This is a genomic window from Pseudomonas sp., assembly GCF_048269965.1.
Taxonomy (GTDB): domain Bacteria; phylum Pseudomonadota; class Gammaproteobacteria; order Pseudomonadales; family Pseudomonadaceae; genus Aquipseudomonas.
The window spans coordinates 67,565-85,188 of the sequence record NZ_JBLWTV010000012.1; the positions used below are offsets into that span (position 1 = coordinate 67,565).

15 protein-coding genes and 1 pseudogene are annotated in these 17,624 nt (G+C 65.0%); 9 read left to right on the forward strand and 7 right to left on the reverse strand.

What is annotated here, in order from left to right:
* Positions 1–8: 8 nt before the first annotated feature.
* Complete coding sequence (locus tag ACN0X6_RS15135) at positions 9–1,010, forward strand: tripartite tricarboxylate transporter substrate binding protein (protein ID WP_417705119.1); 1,002 nt, start codon at positions 9–11, stop codon at positions 1,008–1,010.
* A gap of 53 nt (positions 1,011–1,063) precedes the next feature.
* On the opposite strand, the gene ACN0X6_RS15140 is transcribed toward ACN0X6_RS15135, so the two are convergent.
* Positions 1,064–1,933 carry a helix-turn-helix domain-containing protein gene (locus tag ACN0X6_RS15140; RefSeq protein WP_417705121.1) on the reverse strand — a complete coding sequence of 290 codons (870 nt, stop codon included), beginning with the start codon at positions 1,931–1,933 and terminating at the stop codon, positions 1,064–1,066.
* Positions 1,934–2,068: 135 nt separating this feature from the next.
* Here ACN0X6_RS15140 and pobA point away from each other — a divergent pair, with 135 nt between their 5' ends.
* The 8 genes and pseudogenes from pobA to ACN0X6_RS15180 all read left to right on the forward strand — a co-directional run bounded on the left by pobA (position 2,069) and on the right by ACN0X6_RS15180 (position 11,882).
* Entirely contained in the window at positions 2,069–3,253 is a 1,185-nt protein-coding gene (gene pobA / locus ACN0X6_RS15145; protein WP_417705122.1) for a 4-hydroxybenzoate 3-monooxygenase, read from the forward strand.
* 300 nt (positions 3,254–3,553) lie between these two features.
* A complete protein-coding gene (locus ACN0X6_RS15150) occupies positions 3,554–4,606 on the forward strand; it encodes a TRAP transporter substrate-binding protein (protein WP_045736188.1) in 1,053 nt (350 codons plus the stop codon).
* 58 nt (positions 4,607–4,664) lie between these two features.
* Positions 4,665–5,195, forward strand: a complete 531-nt coding sequence (locus ACN0X6_RS15155) for a TRAP transporter small permease (protein WP_417705124.1) — start codon at positions 4,665–4,667, stop codon at positions 5,193–5,195.
* Entirely contained in the window at positions 5,192–6,514 is a 1,323-nt protein-coding gene (locus tag ACN0X6_RS15160) for a TRAP transporter large permease (protein ID WP_417705126.1), read from the forward strand. Before ACN0X6_RS15155 ends, ACN0X6_RS15160 begins: the two co-directional genes overlap by 4 nt.
* 125 nt (positions 6,515–6,639) lie before the next feature.
* Positions 6,640–7,899 carry an OprD family porin gene (locus ACN0X6_RS15165; RefSeq protein ID WP_417705128.1) on the forward strand — a complete coding sequence of 420 codons (1,260 nt, stop codon included), beginning with the start codon at positions 6,640–6,642 and terminating at the stop codon, positions 7,897–7,899.
* A gap of 179 nt (positions 7,900–8,078) precedes the next feature.
* Positions 8,079–9,086, forward strand: a pseudogene (locus tag ACN0X6_RS15170) (methyl-accepting chemotaxis protein); the annotation flags it as partial.
* Entirely contained in the window at positions 9,078–9,941 is an 864-nt protein-coding gene (locus ACN0X6_RS15175; RefSeq protein WP_417705235.1) for a methyl-accepting chemotaxis protein, read from the forward strand. The pseudogene ACN0X6_RS15170 and the gene ACN0X6_RS15175, both read left to right, overlap by 9 nt.
* A 246-nt stretch (positions 9,942–10,187) precedes the next feature.
* Positions 10,188–11,882, forward strand: coding sequence for an FAD-dependent oxidoreductase (locus ACN0X6_RS15180; protein WP_417705130.1), 1,695 nt, complete (start codon positions 10,188–10,190; stop codon positions 11,880–11,882).
* Between the two features lie 81 nt (positions 11,883–11,963).
* Here ACN0X6_RS15180 and pcaC read toward each other — a convergent pair whose 3' ends face one another.
* The 6 genes from pcaC to ACN0X6_RS15210 all read right to left on the reverse strand — a co-directional run bounded on the left by pcaC (position 11,964) and on the right by ACN0X6_RS15210 (position 17,543).
* Entirely contained in the window at positions 11,964–12,359 is a 396-nt protein-coding gene (pcaC, locus tag ACN0X6_RS15185; RefSeq protein WP_417705131.1) for a 4-carboxymuconolactone decarboxylase, read from the reverse strand.
* A gap of 72 nt (positions 12,360–12,431) precedes the next feature.
* Entirely contained in the window at positions 12,432–13,220 is a 789-nt protein-coding gene (pcaD, locus tag ACN0X6_RS15190; protein ID WP_417705133.1) for a 3-oxoadipate enol-lactonase, read from the reverse strand.
* Positions 13,221–13,229: 9 nt separating this feature from the next.
* Positions 13,230–14,582 carry a 3-carboxy-cis,cis-muconate cycloisomerase gene (locus tag ACN0X6_RS15195; protein ID WP_417705134.1) on the reverse strand — a complete coding sequence of 451 codons (1,353 nt, stop codon included), beginning with the start codon at positions 14,580–14,582 and terminating at the stop codon, positions 13,230–13,232.
* A gap of 128 nt (positions 14,583–14,710) precedes the next feature.
* Entirely contained in the window at positions 14,711–15,916 is a 1,206-nt protein-coding gene (gene pcaF, locus ACN0X6_RS15200; RefSeq protein ID WP_417705136.1) for a 3-oxoadipyl-CoA thiolase, read from the reverse strand.
* Positions 15,913–16,695 carry a CoA-transferase subunit beta gene (locus ACN0X6_RS15205; protein ID WP_417705137.1) on the reverse strand — a complete coding sequence of 261 codons (783 nt, stop codon included), beginning with the start codon at positions 16,693–16,695 and terminating at the stop codon, positions 15,913–15,915. Before ACN0X6_RS15205 ends, pcaF begins: the two co-directional genes overlap by 4 nt.
* Positions 16,695–17,543, reverse strand: a complete 849-nt coding sequence (locus ACN0X6_RS15210; protein WP_196473631.1) for a CoA transferase subunit A — start codon at positions 17,541–17,543, stop codon at positions 16,695–16,697. The genes ACN0X6_RS15205 and ACN0X6_RS15210 overlap by 1 nt, the downstream gene beginning before the upstream one ends.
* Between the last annotated feature and the right edge of the window lie 81 nt (positions 17,544–17,624).

Sequence of the window (17,624 nt, forward strand, 5' to 3'; positions counted from 1 at the left end):
GTCTCCACATGTTCAAATCGTTACTGACTGGCGCCGCTCTCGGACTCAGCGCCCTCACCATGGCCCTGCCAGCCCACGCCGAATACCCCGAGCGCAGCATCCAGGCGGTCATTCCCTGGGGTGCAGGCGGCGCCACCGACAACGTCATGCGCAGCCTGACTCCGTACGTGGAGAAGGAACTGGGCGGCAAGTTCATCCTCAACAACCGCCCGGGTGGCACCGCCGTGATCGGCAGCACCCACGTCATGCAGCAGCGTCCGAACGGCTACACCGTCCTGCTCGGCGCCGAGAACCCGCAGCTCTACAAAGTGCTGAAACTCGCCGACTTCGATTACGCCGACTTCTACCCGGTCAACATCATCGGCCAGAACGTGGTGGTGATCGCCGCCAACGCCGACGCGCCGTTCAACAACATGGCCGAACTGATGGCCGCCGCCAAGGCCAACCCGGACACCCTGCGCATGGGCTCCACCGGCGCCGGCGGCCTGCCGAGCACCGTCAGCGCGATGATCAACGCGGTGGACGAGCTGAAAGTGCGTGAAGTGACCTTCGGTGGCGACGGCCCCGGCATCACTGCACTGATGGGCAAGCACATCGACTTCATGCCCCTGAGCCTGGCCGCCGCCCGCGAACTGGTACGCAGCGGCAAGCTCAAGGCCCTGGCCGTGTTCGCCACCGAGGAAACCCCGGAGCTGCCGGGCGTGGAGCCGATCACCAAGGCCCTGCCGGCCATCGCCGAGTACCTGCCGTGGGGCCCGTTCTGGGGCGCCTTCGTGCACAAGGACACCCCGGACGACGTCAAGCAGAAGCTGGTCGACGCCTACGCCAAGGCAGTTGCCAACCCCGAGTTCCAGGGTTTCCTGAAGAACTTCGGCGCGCAGAGCCTGAACCTCAACGGCGCCGAAGCTGAAGAGTTCCTCAAGCGCTGGCAGTCGGTCACCACCTGGTCGATGTACAAGGCCAAGGCCATCGAGGTTGCCCCGGACTCGGTCGGCATCGCCAAGCCCTGACCTTCCCCAGCGGGTGCCTTCGGCGCCTGCCTCTCTTTCGCCTGCATCGCTGCTCAGCGATGCAGGCGAAATGCCTTGGGCGAGAGCCCGCTGCCACGTTTGAAGAAACGGGAAAAATAGCCCGGTTCGGAAAAACCCAGACTGTCTGACACCTGGCTCACCGTCATGGTGGTGTACACCAGACAGCGCTTGGCCTCGAGCAACAGACGCTGATTGATCAGCTGCAACGCGGATTGCCCGGCCAGCCGCCGGCACAGCGCATTGAGGTGAGCGGCACTGATCCCCAGGCGCGAGGCGTAATGTTCGATCGGTAGATGCTCGCGAAAGTGCGCTTCGAGCAAGTGCACGAAGGCCTGCACATGCTCACGCCCTCGGCCATCGGCGGGCTCCTGCGCCTCGCTCCGCGCCAGTTGCCGGCGCGCGATGGCAACCAGCAGGACACTGATCAACGATTGCAGCATCAGCTCCCGCGCTGGCTCCAGACGGCCGTACTCCTGGCTGATCGATTCGAACAAGGCATCCAGATACCGGCGCTGCTCGCCAACCTCATAGCACATGGGGCTCTGCAAGCATTGCTGGCCCAGCGGCGCGGCCAGTTGCTCCACCAGAGGCCGCGCCAGGCTCAGCACGTAGCCCTGAACATCACGCGAGAAACGAAAGCCGTGCACGCACAGCGCCGGCACGACCTGCAGCGAAGCACTGCGCACCAGGCGCACCTGCCCCTCCACCTCCAGCTCGGCTTCACCTGACTGCACATAGAGCAACTGCAACAGATCAGCGTGACGGTGCGGTTTGATTTCCCAACCGTGCAACTGGCTGCGCTCTGGAATCGATTCGCAGTGGATAAGGTCGGGGGTTGGCCATTCGGCCGTCTCACCGTACAGCTTGAATACCGGCACCAGGGGAGCTTTCGAAGCAGTCATGAGCGGGCTCTTAAAATCATCGAAAAGTCCAAGAATCCTTTTCGATATTGCCTTCTAACCGAGCATGTATCCACAAAAAATACAGACCTGAGCCTGTGAATCGACATACAGCCGATCACGTACTGGAGAACAATAATGAACACTCAGGTCGCCATCATCGGCGCTGGCCCCTCCGGCCTGCTGCTCGGCCAACTGCTGCACAACGCCGGCATCGACAATGTCATCCTCGAACGCCAGAGCCCCGACTACGTGCTCGGCCGCATCCGCGCTGGCGTGCTCGAACAGGGCATGGTCGACCTGTTGCGCGAGGCCGGCGTGGCCGCGCGCATGGATCGCGAAGGCCTGCCGCACGATGGCTTCCAGCTGGCCTTCGATGGCCGCTGCGAGCGCATCGACCTCAAGGGGCTGACCGCTGGCAAGAGCGTGATGGTCTACGGCCAGACGGAAGTCACTCGCGACCTGATGGAAGCACGCCAGGCCAGCGGCGCCGTCACCCTGTACGACACCCGCCAGGTGCAGTTGCACGAGCTCAAGGGCGAGCGCCCTTACCTGACCTTCGAGCATGAGGGCCGCACGCAGCGCCTGACGTGCGATTACATCGCGGGCTGCGATGGCTTCCATGGCGTATCGCGACAATCCATTCCGGCTGGGGTACTTCAGGAGTTCGAACGGGTGTATCCGTTCGGCTGGCTGGGCATCCTTGCCGACACCCCGCCGGTGCATGAGGAGCTGATCTACGCCAACCACGCGCGTGGCTTCGCCCTGTGCAGCATGCGTTCGCCGACACGCACGCGTTACTACGTGCAGGTGGGCGCCGAGGAGAAGGTCGAAGACTGGTCCGACGAGCGCTTCTGGGACGAACTCAAGCGCCGCCTGCCAAACGAGATCGCCAGCCAGTTGGTCACCGGACCTTCGATCGAGAAGAGCATCGCGCCGCTGCGCAGCTTCGTCGTCGAACCGATGCAGTACGGCCGCCTGTTTCTGCTCGGTGATGCCGCGCACATCGTTCCGCCGACCGGCGCCAAGGGCCTGAACCTGGCCGCCAGCGACGTCAGCACGCTGTACCGCATCCTGCTCAAGGTCTACCGCGAAGGCCGTGTGGATCTGCTCGAACGCTACTCGGAAATCTGCCTGCGGCGCATCTGGAAGGCCGAGCGTTTTTCCTGGTGGATGACCTCGATGCTGCATCGCTTTCCCGACACCGATGCCTTCAGCCGCCGCATGCAGGAGACCGAACTGGACTACTTCGTCAGCTCCGAAGCCGGCCGCAGGACCATCGCCGAGAATTACGTCGGCCTGCCCTACGAAGCCATCGAATGACTCATTTCTCAGCCGTAGGGAACACCGCGCGCACCCAGCCAAACTGCGGGCCATTGGTGCGCACGGTGCACCCTGGCCCTCGCACGGGAGCCCTTGATCGATAATCGCCCGGCGCGCCTCTGGCACGTCCCAGGCTCACGCAATTCGTTCGTTTATCGCACACTAAGTCGTTAATCGAATTGAATAGCCCCTCGCTAACTCGCACCATGCGAGCAGCGAATCCTAGCGGCGGCAGTATTGCAGCCGAATTTGGCTGTACCTGAATCGCCTACTAACAATGAATAAGAAAGGACATTTGCGATGCACAAGCTTTCCAAGGCTTTGCTGACGCTGCTTGCCACCAGCGTCATGACCTGGGCCAACGCCGACGAGGCCGAGGTCACCCTCAAGGTTCACCACTTCCTGCCGGCGCACTCGGTGACCCAGGCCGACTTTCTCAAGCCCTGGGCAGAGAAGATCACCGCCGAATCCAATGGTCGAATCCAGTTTCAGTTCTACCCTTCCATGCAGTTGGGCGGCACCCCGCCGCAACTGATCGACCAGGCGCGTGACGGCGTCGCCGACATCGTCTGGACCCTGCCTGGCTACACCAGCGGCCGTTTCCCGCTGGCATCGGCATTCGAGATGCCGTTCATGAGTCGCTCTTCGGAAGCCAGCAGCCAGGCCATGTGGGATTTCCTCGAAGCCCACGGGCAGAAGGAGTTCGCCGACGTGCATCTGCTCGCGACTCACCTGACCGATGGCGCGCTGCTGCACACGGCGAAGAAGCCGGTGCGTAGCCTGGCCGACTTCCGTGGCCTGAAACTGCGCTCGGCCAACCGCATCTCCACCAAGCTGATCTCCATGCTCGGTGCCACCCCGGTGGCCATGCCGGTACCGCAGGTGCCGGAAGCGCTGTCCAAGGGTGTGGTCGACGGCGCCGTGCTGCCCTGGGACGTGGTCCCTGCACTGAAGCTGCAGGAACTGGTCAAGTACCACACCGAAATGGCGCCGGGTCAGCCAGCGTTGATGCACACCGCGCTGGTACTGGCGATGAACCCGGCCAAGTACGCCAGCCTGCCCGATGACCTGCGCAAGATCATCGACGCCAACAGCGGCCGTGAACTCTCACGCCAGGCCGGCCATATCTGGGATACCAACGTGATCGAGACCGGGCACAAGCTGGCGCAATCGCGTGGCAACGAGATCTACGTACTGCCCGCCGAAGAACAGGCCAAGTGGATGGCCATCGGCCGCAAGCTGGACAACGACTGGATCAAGGAAGTCGAGAGCAAAGGCAACGACAACGGTGCTGCGCTGCTGCAAGAAGTGCGCGACCTGATCGAAAGCTACAACGCCAAGCTGCCGCACTGATCGTTAACCCTCGTTGTGTTGGCCGGCACCTGCGGTGCCGGTCTTGCGGAGTCCTCTCATGATCGAAAACCCTGCCTTGCCTGGGCAGCATCAGCGCACGCGCCCGTTCGGCCAGTTGCTCGATGTCCTGGCCCGTTGGCTGGCACTGGCTGGTGGCCTGGTGCTGGTCGCCATCACCCTGCTGTCGGCCTACAGCATCAGCATGCGCAGCCTGTTCGATGCGCCACTGCTCGGTGACGTCGAGCTGGTGCAGATGGGCTGCGGCATTGCCGTGGTGAGTTTCCTGCCGCTGTGCCAGTTGCGTCGCAACAATGTCATCGTCGACGCCTTCACCTTGCGCGCCTCGGCCAACACACGGCGCTATCTCGACACGCTCGGCTGCCTGCTGATGGCCGCCTGTGCAGCGCTGCTGGCCTGGCGCTCGATAATCGGCACCCTGGATACTTACCGCAACGGTGAAGAGTCGATCATCATGGGCATTCCGATGTGGTGGTCGATGACGCCCTTCGCGCCTTCTTTCGCTCTGCTCGCCGTCGTTTCCCTGTACACCGCCTGGCTCGACCTGCGCGGTGAGGGAGGCCAACAATGAGCAGCGTCGCATTGGGCGGACTCTTCCTCGCCTTCCTCCTGGTTCTGCTGGCCATCCGCATTCCAATCGCCATCGCCATGCTGCTGACCGGTATTGGCGGCTACGTCTCGATCAGCGGTTGGGACCCCTTGCTCAACTACCTGAAGACGGTGGCCTACGCCCGCTACACCGTGTACGACCTGTCGGTGATCCCGCTGTTTCTGCTGATGGGGCAGTTCGCCTCGCGTGGCGGCCTGGCTACGGGCCTGTTCCGGGCCGCAGCCGCCATGGTCGGACACTGGCGCGGTGGCCTGGCGATCTCCGCCATCGGTTCCTGCGCAGCCTTCGGCGCGGTCTGTGGCTCATCGGTGGCAACCGCCGCGACCATGGGCCAGGTGGCCCTGCCGGAGCTGCGTCGCTACAAGTACTCCAATTCGCTGGCAGTGGGTTGCCTGGCGGCCGGCGGCACCCTGGGCATTCTCATCCCGCCCTCGGTGGTGCTGGTGATCTACGCCATTCTCGCCCAGCAGAACATCTCCACGCTGTTCATGGCCGCCTTCGTGCCGGGCATTCTCGCCGTCATCGGCTACATGATCGCCATCGCCATCTATGTGCGCCTGTTCCCGGACTCCGGGCCAGCGCAGGAGCGCTCGAGCTGGAAACAGCGACTGCAGGCGCAGCAGGGTGTGTGGCCGGTACTGCTGATTTTCCTGGTGGTGCTCGGGGGTATCTACGGCGGCTGGTTCACCCCTACCGAAGCTGCAGCCATCGGCACCGTGGGCACGGGGTTCTTCGCCTTCACCCTGGGCAAGATGCGACTGGCCGAACTCAAGGAGGTGCTGCTGGGCACCGGCGTGACCACGGCCATGATCTTCATGATCCTGCTCGGCGCCGATGTGATGAATGCCTTCCTGGCCATCTCGCAGTTGCCCAACTTCATCGCCGAAACCATCAGCGGCGCAGGTCTGCCGCCCTTCCTGGTGCTGGCCGGCATTCTCGTCCTGTACCTGATCCTCGGCTGCGTGATGGACACCATGTCGATGATCCTGCTGACCATCCCGATCTTCTTCCCGGTGATCATGGGGCTGGACTTCTATGGACTGGACCAGACCGAGAAGGCCATCTGGTTCGGCATCCTGGCCCTGATGGTGGTGGAAATCGGCATGGTCACCCCGCCACTGGGCATGAACGTGTACGTGATTGCCGGCATGGCGCGCGATATCCCCATGAGTGAAGCCTTCAGAGGCATCGTGCCGTTCCTGATCTCGGACATCGTGCGCGTGGTCATCCTTGTGCTCTTCCCATCGATCACCCTGTGCCTGGTGCGCTGGCTGAACTGAGGACTCGCGATGCATTCAGACGAACGCCGCTGAACCCCGAATAACTGCCACCACTCTCCCCGATGTAGAAGCGTATCCGCCGCTGCGGAGGGGAGCTTTCAACCTTGAAAAAGGAAACGATAACAATGAAAAAAACCCTGTACCTCGCTCCCAGTGCAATCGCCGTTGCAGTCATGGCCTCCAGCCTCTCGGTCGGCGTTCAGGCCGCCGGCTTCGTCGAAGACGCCAAGGTCACCCTCGGCCTGCGCAACTACTACTTCAACCGCAACTACCTGAACGGCACCGATCCGCTGATCCGCGGTGAGCGCCAGGGCCAGGCCGAAGGCTGGACCCAGAGCTTCATCCTCGATGCCCGCTCCGGCTACACCCAGGGCACCGTCGGCTTCGGTCTCGATGTGCTCGGCCTGTACAGCATCAAGCTGGATGGCAACCGTGGCGCTGCCAACACCCAACTGATGCCGATCCACGATGATGGCCAGGCCGCCGACCAGTTCGGCCGCACCGCCGTGGCCGCCAAGGCCAAGCTCTCCAAGACCGAACTGAAGGTCGGCGAATGGTTCGCCGTGCTGCCGATCCTGCGCGCCGACGACGGTCGTTCGCTGCCGCAAACGTTCCAGGGCGCCCAGCTGACTTCCAACGAGATCGATGGCCTGACCCTGTACGGCGGTCAGTTCTGGAAGAACAGCCAGCGCAACGATGCCAGCCGTGAAGACATGTCGTTCGGTGGCGTGAAGGGCGACGACTTCAACTTCGGCGGTGGTGAGTACCGTTTCAATGGCAACAACACCATGGTCGGCGTCTGGCATGCCCGCCTGGAAGACGTCTACCAGCAAAGCTACGTGCAGTTGACCCACAGCCAACCGGTCGGTGACTGGGTACTGGGTGCCAACCTCGGCTATGTCACCGGCAAGGAAGAAGGCGCGGCCAAGGCCGGCGACCTGGACAACAAGGTCTATCAAGGCGCGTTCACGGCCAAGACCGGCAACAACACCTTCATGCTGGCCTACCAGCGACTGAGCGGTGACACCAAGTTCATGCGCATCGACGGTGCCAGTGGCGGCACCCTGGTCAACGACGGCTTCACCAACAGCTACGACAACCCTGAGGAGCGCTCCTGGCAGGTTCGCCACGACTACAACTTCGCCGGCCTCGGCATCCCGGGCCTGACCCTGATGAACCGCTACGTCAGCGGCTCCAACATCCACACCGGCGGCCGTACCGATGCCGAAGAGTGGGGTCGTGAATCCGAGCTGGCCTACACCATTCAGGAAGGCACGATGAAGCACCTGAGCATCCGCTGGCGTAACTCCGATGTGCGCCGAGACGTGGGCCAGGATCTGCACGAGAACCGTCTGATCATCAACTACCCGCTGTCGATTCTGTAAGCATCACGCGCCATCGCTGCACAAGTGACTCCTAGTGTTACGGCACGTTCAGCCCGTCCTCGTGACGGGCTTTTTTTTGATGTGCAACTGTTCGAGGAAGTACCCCCATGCGCTGGATTATCGAACGTAGCGCCGACCTCAAGGTCGGGCACAAACTCCTGCTGGGCTTCTCACTGGTCATGCTGCTGGCCCTGGCAGTCGCCCTGGGTGGCTGGCGCACAGCCAGCGAGATTCTCGGGCATGCCGCCCAGTCGCTCCAGGTGGCGGACCTCAAGCAACGGATCCTGCAACTGCGCTTGCAGGAGAAGGATTATCTGCTGGCGCCGCTGGCTGGTCATGAAGCAGGCATAACCGAGCACCATGCGCGCATCGCCGCACAGCTGGCTGACTTGCCCACCGACGCCGAGCAACTCCAGCTGTTGCTGCACGGCAACGACGCCTACCTGCAGCAATTTGCTCAACTGCGCGCGGCGCAGTCTCAGGCAAGCACCGCGCAGACCGGCATGGCGATTCGCGCCGATGAAGCGCTGATCCAGTTCGAGATGATCACCCAGGACCAGTTCAACCTGATTCGCGATCGATTGTACGATGGCGAAACGGGCACGCAGAGCAGCGTCGACCAGGCCGAAGCGGCGGCGCGCCTGAGCCACACCCTGTTGCAGCTGCGCCTGGCGGAAAGCCAGTTCATCCGCAGCGCTGACAAGGTCGATGCCGATCTCTGGCAAACGCGCTTCGCCAGCATGACCGAGGCAGCTCAGCAACTGCGCGCGCAACTCGCGGCCCTGCAGCAGGCATCCCTGGACGAGGCCCTGCGCGCACTCGACAGCTATCGCGAATCCTTCGAGCACTATCGCCATAGTCGCGAGGCCGAGCAGCGCAGTCGCAGCCAATTGGCCGACCTGGCGCAAGGCATGCTGCAGCATGGCAACGACCTGCAGCAGCACCAGCAACGCGCCATGCAAGCAGGCAACCGCACCTCCCTGCAAACCCTTGCCCTGCTCACCACTGCAGCGCTGCTACTGGCTCTGCTCGCCAGTTGGCTTATCCGCCGCCTGATCGTCGGGCCGCTGCAGCACTGCCTGCTGCTGGCCCAGCAGGTCGCGGCCGGCAATCTCAGTGGCAGTCGCATTGCCGTGCGGCGTGATGAGGTCGGCCAGCTTCTGGGCGCACTGCAAACCATGCGCGACCACCTGCGCGAATTGATCGAGCAGATCGGTGGCAGCGCGACACAGATTGCCGCGGCGGCAGAGCAACTCTCGGCAGTCAGCGAACAGACCCGCGCGGGTGTGCGCGAGCAGAGCGAAGAGTCCAGCCAGACGGCCTGCGCCATGCAACAGATGGTCACCAGCGTGCAGCAGGTGGCCGGTGATGCCGAGCAGGCATCGCAGGCCGCGCAACAGGCAGAATTGCAGGCCCGTGATGGCGACCGCCAGGTGCATCGGGTAGTCGAGCAGATCGAACGCCTGGCCAGCGAAGTGGCGCATACCGGACAGACGGTTGGCCAGGTACAAGGCGAGAGCCAACGTATCGGCAGTGTGCTGGATGTAATCAAGGCAGTCGCCGAGCAGACCAATCTGCTGGCGCTCAACGCCGCCATCGAGGCCGCACGCGCCGGTGAACAAGGTCGCGGTTTCGCTGTTGTCGCCGATGAAGTGCGTGCCCTGGCGCGCCGTACTCAGGACTCCACCAGCGAGATCGAGGCGCTGATCACCAGCCTGCAGAGCCGCGTACAAACGGCCGTTACCCAGACTCAGGCCAGCCAGACGCTGAGCCAGGACGCGATGAGCAGCGTCAAGCTGGCCGGCCAGAGCCTGACGCGCATCAATCAGGCGGTCGCACTGATCGAGCAGATGAACCAGCAGATCGCCAGCGCGGCCGAACAGCAGAGTGCGGTGGCCCTGGAGATCAACCGCAGCCTGGACAACGTACGCGGCATCGGCGAGCAGAGCGCCAGCGCCACCGAGCAGACCGCGCTATCGAGCGCCGAACTGGCCAGACTGGGAGGTGAATTGCAGCTGCGCATCGGCCGCTTTCGTACCTGAGGCCGAGAACCAGGCCTTGATCATCAAGGCCGCAGGGTGGACAACGCGAAGCTTGTCCACCGCTGCTGCTCACGAGCAAGACGCAATCGCTGCCCTTTCCCGGATTGCCTCCGGCCACACCGACAATGACTGACCGCTAACCGCACGACTTCCCGGGCGAATCATCCGACAGTGCTTGGCGCCTCGGCAGTCGCCACATAAAATCCGGAACCACGTTCCAATAAATAACAAATGCGGAGATCTGCCATGGCCAACGCCCCACTCGACTGCGACCTGCTGGTGATCGGCTCCGGCGCGGCCGGCCTGGCAGCCGCCGTCAGCGCCGCGCACCTGGGCAAACGGGTGATCCTGGTGGAGAAGGACGCCGTGCTGGGCGGCGCCACCGCCTGGTCCGGCGGCTGGCTGTGGGCGCCACGCAACCCGCTGGCCCGGCGCGCCGGCATCGTCGAAGACATCGAGCAACCGCGTACCTACCTGCGTAACGAGCTGGGCGAACATTACCGCGCCGAGTTGGTGGACGCCTTTCTGCAGCACTGCCCCGAGATGGTGGCGTTCTTCGAGCAGCACACTGCCCTGCAGTTCGTCGACGGCAACGGCATCCCCGATATGCACGGCAACACGCCTGGTGCCGCCAGCGGTGGCCATCAGGTCATCGCCGCGCCCTACGATGGTCGCGAAGTACTCGACCTGCTGCCGCGCCTGCGCAAGACCCTGCGCGAGACCTCCTTCATGGGCATGCCGATCATGGCCGGCGCCGATCTCGCAGCCTTCCTCAACATGACCCGCTCACCCAAGGCGCTGCTGCACGTGATCCGGCGCTTCACCACCCACCTGTATCACCTGGCCCGCTACGGACGCGCCATGCACCTGGTCAACGGCGTAGCGCTGATCGCACGCCTGGCGCGCTCGGCGCAGGACCTGGGCGTGCAAATGATGGTGTCCACGCCCGCGCAGCGCCTGATCATCGAAGACGGCAACCTATGCGGTGCCATGGTGCTGCACGCCAGTGAGGAAATGACTATCCGCGCCAAAGCGGTGGTGCTGGCTGCCGGTGGTTTTCCCAACGATCCCGAGCGGCGTAAAGCAATGTTCCCGCGCGATGCCAGCGGCCACGACAACCTCGCCCTGCCGCCTGCCAGTTGCTCCGGTGACGGCCTGCGCCTGGGCGAATCAGCGGGCGGCCAGGTGGCCGACGACCTGCGCTCGCCAGTCGCCTGGGCGCCGGTATCGAAGGTGCCCCATGCCGATGGCAGCGTCGGCCATTTCCCGCACATCATCGACCGCGGCAAGCCCGGCATCATCGGCGTGCTGCAAAACGGCAAGCGCTTCGTCAACGAGGCTGGCGGTTACTACGACTACGTCGACGCCATGCTCAAGGCCGTCCCCGAGGATCAGCAAGCCTGCTCCTGGCTGATCTGTGACCACCGCTTCCAGCGCCGCTACGGCCTCGGCTTCGCTCGCCCGGCGCCAATACCGCTGTGGCCACATATCCGCAATGGCTACCTCAAGCGCGGCCAGAGCCTGGAAGCACTGGCGCAGGCCTGTGGCATCGACCCGATCGGGCTAATCGCCACTGTCGATGAATTCAACCAGCATGCGCGCCGTGGCGAAGACCCGCTGTTCGGCCGTGGCAGCACCGCGTTCAACCGTCGCAGCGGCGATGCCCGGCACAGCGGCCCGAACCCCTGCGTGGCGCCCATCGAGCATGGGCCGTTCTATGCCGTGAAAGTACAACCGGGCTGCTTCGGCACCTTCGCCGGGCTGCGCACCGATGGGCATGCGCGGGTGCTCGATGGCACAGGCCAACCGATAAACGGGCTGTATGCAGCAGGTACGGACATGGCCAGCCCCATGGGTGGGCACTACCCGTCGGGTGGCATCAATCTCGGCCCCGCATTGACCTTTGGCTATATCGCCGGACGCCACGCGGCCACGGTCTGATATCGGCCGGCCATGGATGGCAGGCATGAAAAAGCGCCACCCGGATGCGTGGTCCGGGTAGCGCCCCATTGCTCGTACGAATCAGTCTTCCAGCGATTCCACGCCCAATTCGTTCCAGACTTCCTCGGCCAGGTGGAAGGTGGCATTGGCCGCCGGGATGCCGCAGTAGATCGCGCTCTGCATGAGCACTTCCTTGATCTCGTCGCGGGTCACGCCGTTGTTCTTCGCGGCGCGCAGGTGCAGTTTCAGTTCGCCCTCGCGGTTCATGCCGATCAGCATGGCGATGGTGATCAGGCTGCGGGTGTGGCGCGGCAGGCCGGGGCGAGTCCAGATATCGCCCCAGGCGTGACGGGTGATCATCTCCTGGAACTCACTGTTGAACGGCGTGAGCTTCTCCAGGCTGCGGTCGACATGGGCGTCGCCCAGCACCGCGCGGCGCACCTGCATGCCGGCTTCGTAGCGTTGTTTTTCGTCCATAGCATCACTCCGGATAAGCATTGGTGCGCACGGCGCACCCTACCGTAGGGTGCGCCGTGCGCACCGATGGTTTCACTGGTTGAGGAAATCCAGCAGCGCCTGGGTAAAAGCCACGCCAGCCTCGACGTTGGACAGGTGCGCGGCATGGAACTCCACCAGTTCGGCGCCAGCGATGCGCGCCTGCATGAAACGGCCGTCCTCGGTGGTGGTGACCGGATCGCCACTGCCGCAGACGATCAGCGTCGGCGCGCGGATCGCGCCCAGTTGCTCGCGGAAATCGGCGTCGCGCACCGCTGCGCAGTTGGCGGCGTAACCTTCGGGCGCAGTCTGCGCCAGCATGCCGACGATGGGTTCGACCTGCTGCGGCTGCGTTGCGGCGAAATCGGCGGTGAACCAGCGCGAGATCGAGGCGTCGCGCAGATCGCGCATGGCCTGCGCGCCGCCGGCCAGCACGGTGTCGATACGCGGGTTCCACACTTCCGGTGTGCCGATCTTGGCGGCGGTGTTGCACAGCACCAGGCGCGCGATGCGCTCGGGCGCGTTGAGCGCCAGCCACTGGCCGATCAGTCCGCCCATGGACAACCCGCAGAAATGCGCCTTGGCGATATCCAGCGCGTCGAGCAGGGCCAGCACGTCGCGGCCCAGCTGCTCGATGCTGTAGGGCCCGTCAGTCACCAGCGACTGACCATGACCACGGGTGTCGTAGCGCAGCACCTGGAAGTGGCGGGTCAGCGCCGGCATCTGCATATCCCACATGTGCAGATCGGTACCCAGAGAGTTGGACAGTACCAGCACCGGCGCGCCGGTTGGCCCTTCGAGCTGGTAGTTGAGGTCGCCATCGGCGAGACGTACGGCAGGCATGGATAACTCCTAACGCGAAAATTGCTGGTGTTCGGCGATGGCCCGCTGCACCCAGCGGCGGGCCTGTCCCAGGTAATGGGCAGGATCGAGTAGACGCTCCAGCTCGGTAGCGGACAGCTCGGCGCTGACCTCGGCATTGGCGCCGAGCACCGCACGCAGGTGTACGCCCTGCTGCACCGCCTGGCGGCAGCACTGCTCGACCAGATGATGGGCGGCGTCGCGACCGATGCGCTGGGCCAGGGCGATGCTCACCGCCTCGGCCAGCACTAGGCCCTGGGTCAGTTCGAGGTTGGCACGCATGCGCGCGGCATCCACCTCCAGCCCAGGCACCGCCAAAAGCGCCTGCTGCAGCGCGCCGGAAACCAGGCAGCAGAGTTCCGGCAGGGTTTCCCATTCGGCGTGCCACAGGCCCAGGCTGCGCTCGTGCTCCTGCGGCATGGCGGCGAACATCGTCGCCACCAGGCCCGGCGCGCGGGTGGCGGCGCCGATCAGCACCGCAGCGCCCACCGGGTTGCGCTTGTGCGGCATGGTGGACGAGCCGCCCTTGCCCGGCGCCGAGGGTTCGAAGACTTCACCGGCCTCGGTCTGCATCAGCAGACTCAGATCGCGGCCCAGCTTGCCCAGGCTGCCGGCGATCAGCCCGAGCAGGCTGGCGAACTCCACCAGGCGGTCGCGCTGGGTGTGCCAGGGCTGCTCGGGCAGGTTCAGCTGCAGCTCGCCGGCCAGCGCCTCGGCCACCGGCCAGGCCTGCTCGCCGAGCGCCGCCAGGCTGCCGGAGGCGCCGCCGAACTGCAGGCTCAGCAGGCGCGGCTTGAGTTCGTTGAGGCGCTGACGATGGCGGGTGATGGCGCCGAGCACGCCGGCCAGTTTCATCCCGAGGGTCACCGGGGTGGCCTGCTGCAGCCAGGTGCGCCCGGCCAGCGGCGTGTCGGCGTGGCGCTCGGCCTGCGCCGCCAGGGCATCGCCCAGGTTGCCGAGATCGCTTTCGATCAGGTCAATGGCCGCGCGCAGTTGCAGCACCAGGCCGCTGTCCATGGCGTCCTGGCTGGTCGCGCCGAGGTGCACGTAGCGCTCGGCTTCCGGGCTGGCAGCGGCGATACGCTTGCCCAGCGCCTTGACCAGTGGAATGGCGGAGTTGCCGGCCGTGGCGATGGCCTCGGCCAGCGCCGGGTAATCGTAGCGTTCGGCTTTACAGGCGGCCTCGATGGGCGCCACGGCCTCAGCGGGGATCAGCCCCACACGTGCCTCGGCTCGCGCCAGCGCGGCCTCGAAGTCGAGCATGCCCTGCACCCGGCCGGCGTCGCAGAAGATCGCGCGCATGGCCGTGGCGGTGAAGTAGGCATCGAAGAGTTGGTTGCTCACGAGCGGCGGGTTCCTGCAGAAATTGGCATTTTGCCTAGTGTGGCATCAATGTCGGGCCGTGGTGCGCACGGCGCACCCTACGAATCGCCGGATGCCCCGTAGGGTGTGCCGTGCGCACCGAGCAACACTCACACCCGCTCGATGGCCAGCGCCAACCCCTGGCCCACGCCCACGCACATGGTCGCCAGGCCCAGCTTGCCGCCGGATTTCTCCAGCTGATGCAGCGCGGTCTGTACCAGGCGCGCGCCGCTGGCGCCCAGCGGGTGGCCGAGGGCGATGGCGCCGCCGTTGGGGTTGACCTTGGCGCTGTCATCGGCCAAACCCAGCTCGCGCATCACGGCCAGGCCCTGGGCGGCGAAGGCTTCGTTGAGTTCGATCACGTCGAACTGGTCGATGCCCAGGTTCAGCCGCTCCAGCAGCTTGCGCACCGCCGGTACCGGGCCGATGCCCATCACACGTGGTGCCACGCCGGCGCTGGCCATGCCGAGTACCCTGGCACGCGGGGTCAGGCCGTGTTTTTTCACCGCCTCGGCGGACGCCAGGATCAGCGCCACAGCGCCGTCGTTGACGCCCGAGGCATTGCCGGCGGTGACCGTCTTGCCCTCGCCGTTGACCGGCTTGAGCTTGGTCAGCGCTTCCAGCGTGGTGTCGGCGCGCGGATGCTCGTCGCTGTCGACCACCGTCTCGCCCTTCTTGCCCTTGATCACTACCGGGACGATTTCCTCGGCGAAGAAGCCTTCGGCCTGGGCCCGCGCAGCGCGCTGCTGGCTGCGCAGGGCGAACAGGTCCTGGTCGGCGCGGCTGACCTGATAGTCGTCGGCGACGTTGTCGGCGGTCTGCGGCATGGCGTCGACGCCGTACTGCGCCTTCATCAGCGGGTTGATGAAGCGCCAGCCGATGGTGGTGTCCTCGATCTTCTGGTTGCGCCCGAAGGCACTGTCGGCCTTGCCCATCACGTAGGGCGCACGGGACATGGACTCCACGCCGCCAGCGATGGCCAGTTCCATTTCACCGGCTGCGATGGCACGGAAGGCACTGCCCACCGCATCCAGGCCGGAAGCACACAGGCGGTTGAGGGTCACCCCCGGCACACTGTCGGGGATGCCGGCCAGCAGCAGCGCCATACGCGCGACGTTGCGGTTATCCTCGCCGGCCTGGTTGGCGCAGCCCATGAAGACTTCGTCGATGGCGGCCAGATCCAGCTGCGGATTGCGCTCGATCAGCGCCTTCAGCGGCACCGCCGCCAGGTCGTCGGCACGCACCGGCGCCAGGCCGCCGCCGAAGCGACCGATGGGCGTGCGAATGGCGTCACAGATGAATACGTCGCGGCTCATTCCTCACCCCCGGCCTGGCCGTGGGCGGCGGCGGTGCGCGCTTCCAGGGCACGCAGCGCTTCCAACTCGGTGTCGTTCGGCGCCTCGGTCACGACCAGGTCGTCGGCGAAGCGGATGGCCCAGCCGGTGTTCTCGATCACCTGCTCGCGGGTCACGCCCGGGTGCAGCGAGGTGACGATGAACTCGTTGCTGCCGGCTTCCGGTTCCATGATGCACAGGTCGGTGATGATGCCCACCGGGCCCTTGCCGGGCAGGCCGAGCTGCTGACGGTGGTCGCCGCCCTCGCCGAAACCGACCGAGGTGATGAAGGCCAGCTTGTCGACGAAGGTGCGATGCGACTGCTTGAGGATGATCAGCACTTCCTTGGCGCTACCAGCGATCTCCGGCGCGCCGCCGGCACCGGGCAGGCGCACCTTCGGGTTGTGGTAGTCGCCGATCACGGTGGTGTTGATATTGCCGAACTTGTCGACCTGGGCCGCGCCGAGAAAACCGACGTCGATGCGCCCGCCCTGCAGCCAGTAGCGGAAGATTTCGCCGGTGGGCACCACGGTGTCGGCGGTTTCGGCCAGCTCGCCGTCGCCGATCGACAGCGGCAGCACGCTGGGCTTGGCACCGATGGGGCCGGATTCGTAGATCAGCACGACGTCCGGCGAGGAGGTCAGGCGCGCCAGGTTGGCGGCCTTGGACGGCAGGCCGATGCCGACGAAGCAGACCGCGCCGTTCTTCAGGCGGCGGGCGGCGGCGACGGTCATCATTTCATTGGTGGTGTAGGCGCTCATCACTTGGCCTCCGCAATCTTTTTCTGGAATGCCGCGAAATCGGCGGTGCCACGGATGTATTCATCGATCCAGGCGCAGAAGGTTTCACGGTCGCGGGCAATCGGGTCCCAGGCCTGGTAGAAGCGGTTGTCGCGCTCGTAGTAGCCGTGGGCGTAGGACGGATGCGCGCCGCCTGGCACGTGGCAGACGGCGGTCAACGCCCAGCTCGGCAGTACGCAGGCGTTCATCGGCGCCTTGAGGTCGTCGACGATTTCCTCGACCGTGACGATGCAGCGCTTGGCCGCCAGGGCCGCTTCCTTCTGCACGCCGAGGATGCCCCACAGCAGCACGTTGCCCTTGCGGTCGGCCTTCTGCGCGTGGATCACGGTGACGTCCGGGCGCACCGCCGGGGTGGCCGCCAGCTTCTCGCCGGTGAAGGGGCAGTCGATGAACTTGATGTTCGGGTTGACCTTCGGCAGGTCGGAGCCGGCATAGGCACGCAACAGGGCGAACGGCAGGCCGGAGGCGCCAGCGACATAGGAGTTGGCCAGGTCGGCATGGCTGTGCTCGTCGATTTCCAGGGCGTTCGGCCACTTCTTCTCGACCGCGTCGCGCAGGCGGTGCAGCGAGCCGACGCCGGGGTTGCCACCCCAGGAGAAGGTCAGCTTGCGCGCGCAACCGGCACCGATCAGCAGGTCGTAGACCAGGTCCGGGGTCATGCGTACCAGATGCAGGTCTTTCTTGCCCTGGCGGATCAGCTCGTGGGAGGCGGCAGTGGGGATCAAATGGGTGAAGCCTTCGAGAGCGACGCAGTCGCCGTCGTTGACGTGGCGCGAAATGGCTTCGCCCAGGGTGATGATGTCGGCCATCGTGTTGTTCTCGCTTGGGTTGCAGGTGCCACCGGAGAGGCGATGGCAAGTGGCTAAACCTTAGGCTGCAGCCTGGAGGAG

Excerpts from the sequence above, each read along its gene's own strand:
- pcaF (WP_417705136.1), bottom strand. The coding sequence starts at position 15,916 with ATGAGCCGCGACGTATTCATCTGTGACGCCATTCGCACGCCCATCGGT.
- ACN0X6_RS15205 (WP_417705137.1), bottom strand. The coding sequence starts at position 16,695 with ATGAGCGCCTACACCACCAATGAAATGATGACCGTCGCCGCCGCCCGC.
- ACN0X6_RS15135 (WP_417705119.1), top strand. The coding sequence starts at position 9 with ATGTTCAAATCGTTACTGACTGGCGCCGCTCTCGGACTCAGCGCCCTC.
- ACN0X6_RS15175 (WP_417705235.1), top strand. The coding sequence starts at position 9,078 with ATGCGCGACCACCTGCGCGAATTGATCGAGCAGATCGGTGGCAGCGCG.
- pcaC (WP_417705131.1), bottom strand. The coding sequence starts at position 12,359 with ATGGACGAAAAACAACGCTACGAAGCCGGCATGCAGGTGCGCCGCGCG.
- ACN0X6_RS15155 (WP_417705124.1), top strand. The coding sequence starts at position 4,665 with ATGATCGAAAACCCTGCCTTGCCTGGGCAGCATCAGCGCACGCGCCCG.
- ACN0X6_RS15210 (WP_196473631.1), bottom strand. The coding sequence starts at position 17,543 with ATGGCCGACATCATCACCCTGGGCGAAGCCATTTCGCGCCACGTCAAC.
- ACN0X6_RS15150 (WP_045736188.1), top strand. The coding sequence starts at position 3,554 with ATGCACAAGCTTTCCAAGGCTTTGCTGACGCTGCTTGCCACCAGCGTC.
- ACN0X6_RS15160 (WP_417705126.1), top strand. The coding sequence starts at position 5,192 with ATGAGCAGCGTCGCATTGGGCGGACTCTTCCTCGCCTTCCTCCTGGTT.
- ACN0X6_RS15140 (WP_417705121.1), bottom strand. The coding sequence starts at position 1,933 with ATGACTGCTTCGAAAGCTCCCCTGGTGCCGGTATTCAAGCTGTACGGT.
- ACN0X6_RS15180 (WP_417705130.1), top strand. The coding sequence starts at position 10,188 with ATGGCCAACGCCCCACTCGACTGCGACCTGCTGGTGATCGGCTCCGGC.
- ACN0X6_RS15165 (WP_417705128.1), top strand. The coding sequence starts at position 6,640 with ATGAAAAAAACCCTGTACCTCGCTCCCAGTGCAATCGCCGTTGCAGTC.
- pcaD (WP_417705133.1), bottom strand. The coding sequence starts at position 13,220 with ATGCCTGCCGTACGTCTCGCCGATGGCGACCTCAACTACCAGCTCGAA.
- pobA (WP_417705122.1), top strand. The coding sequence starts at position 2,069 with ATGAACACTCAGGTCGCCATCATCGGCGCTGGCCCCTCCGGCCTGCTG.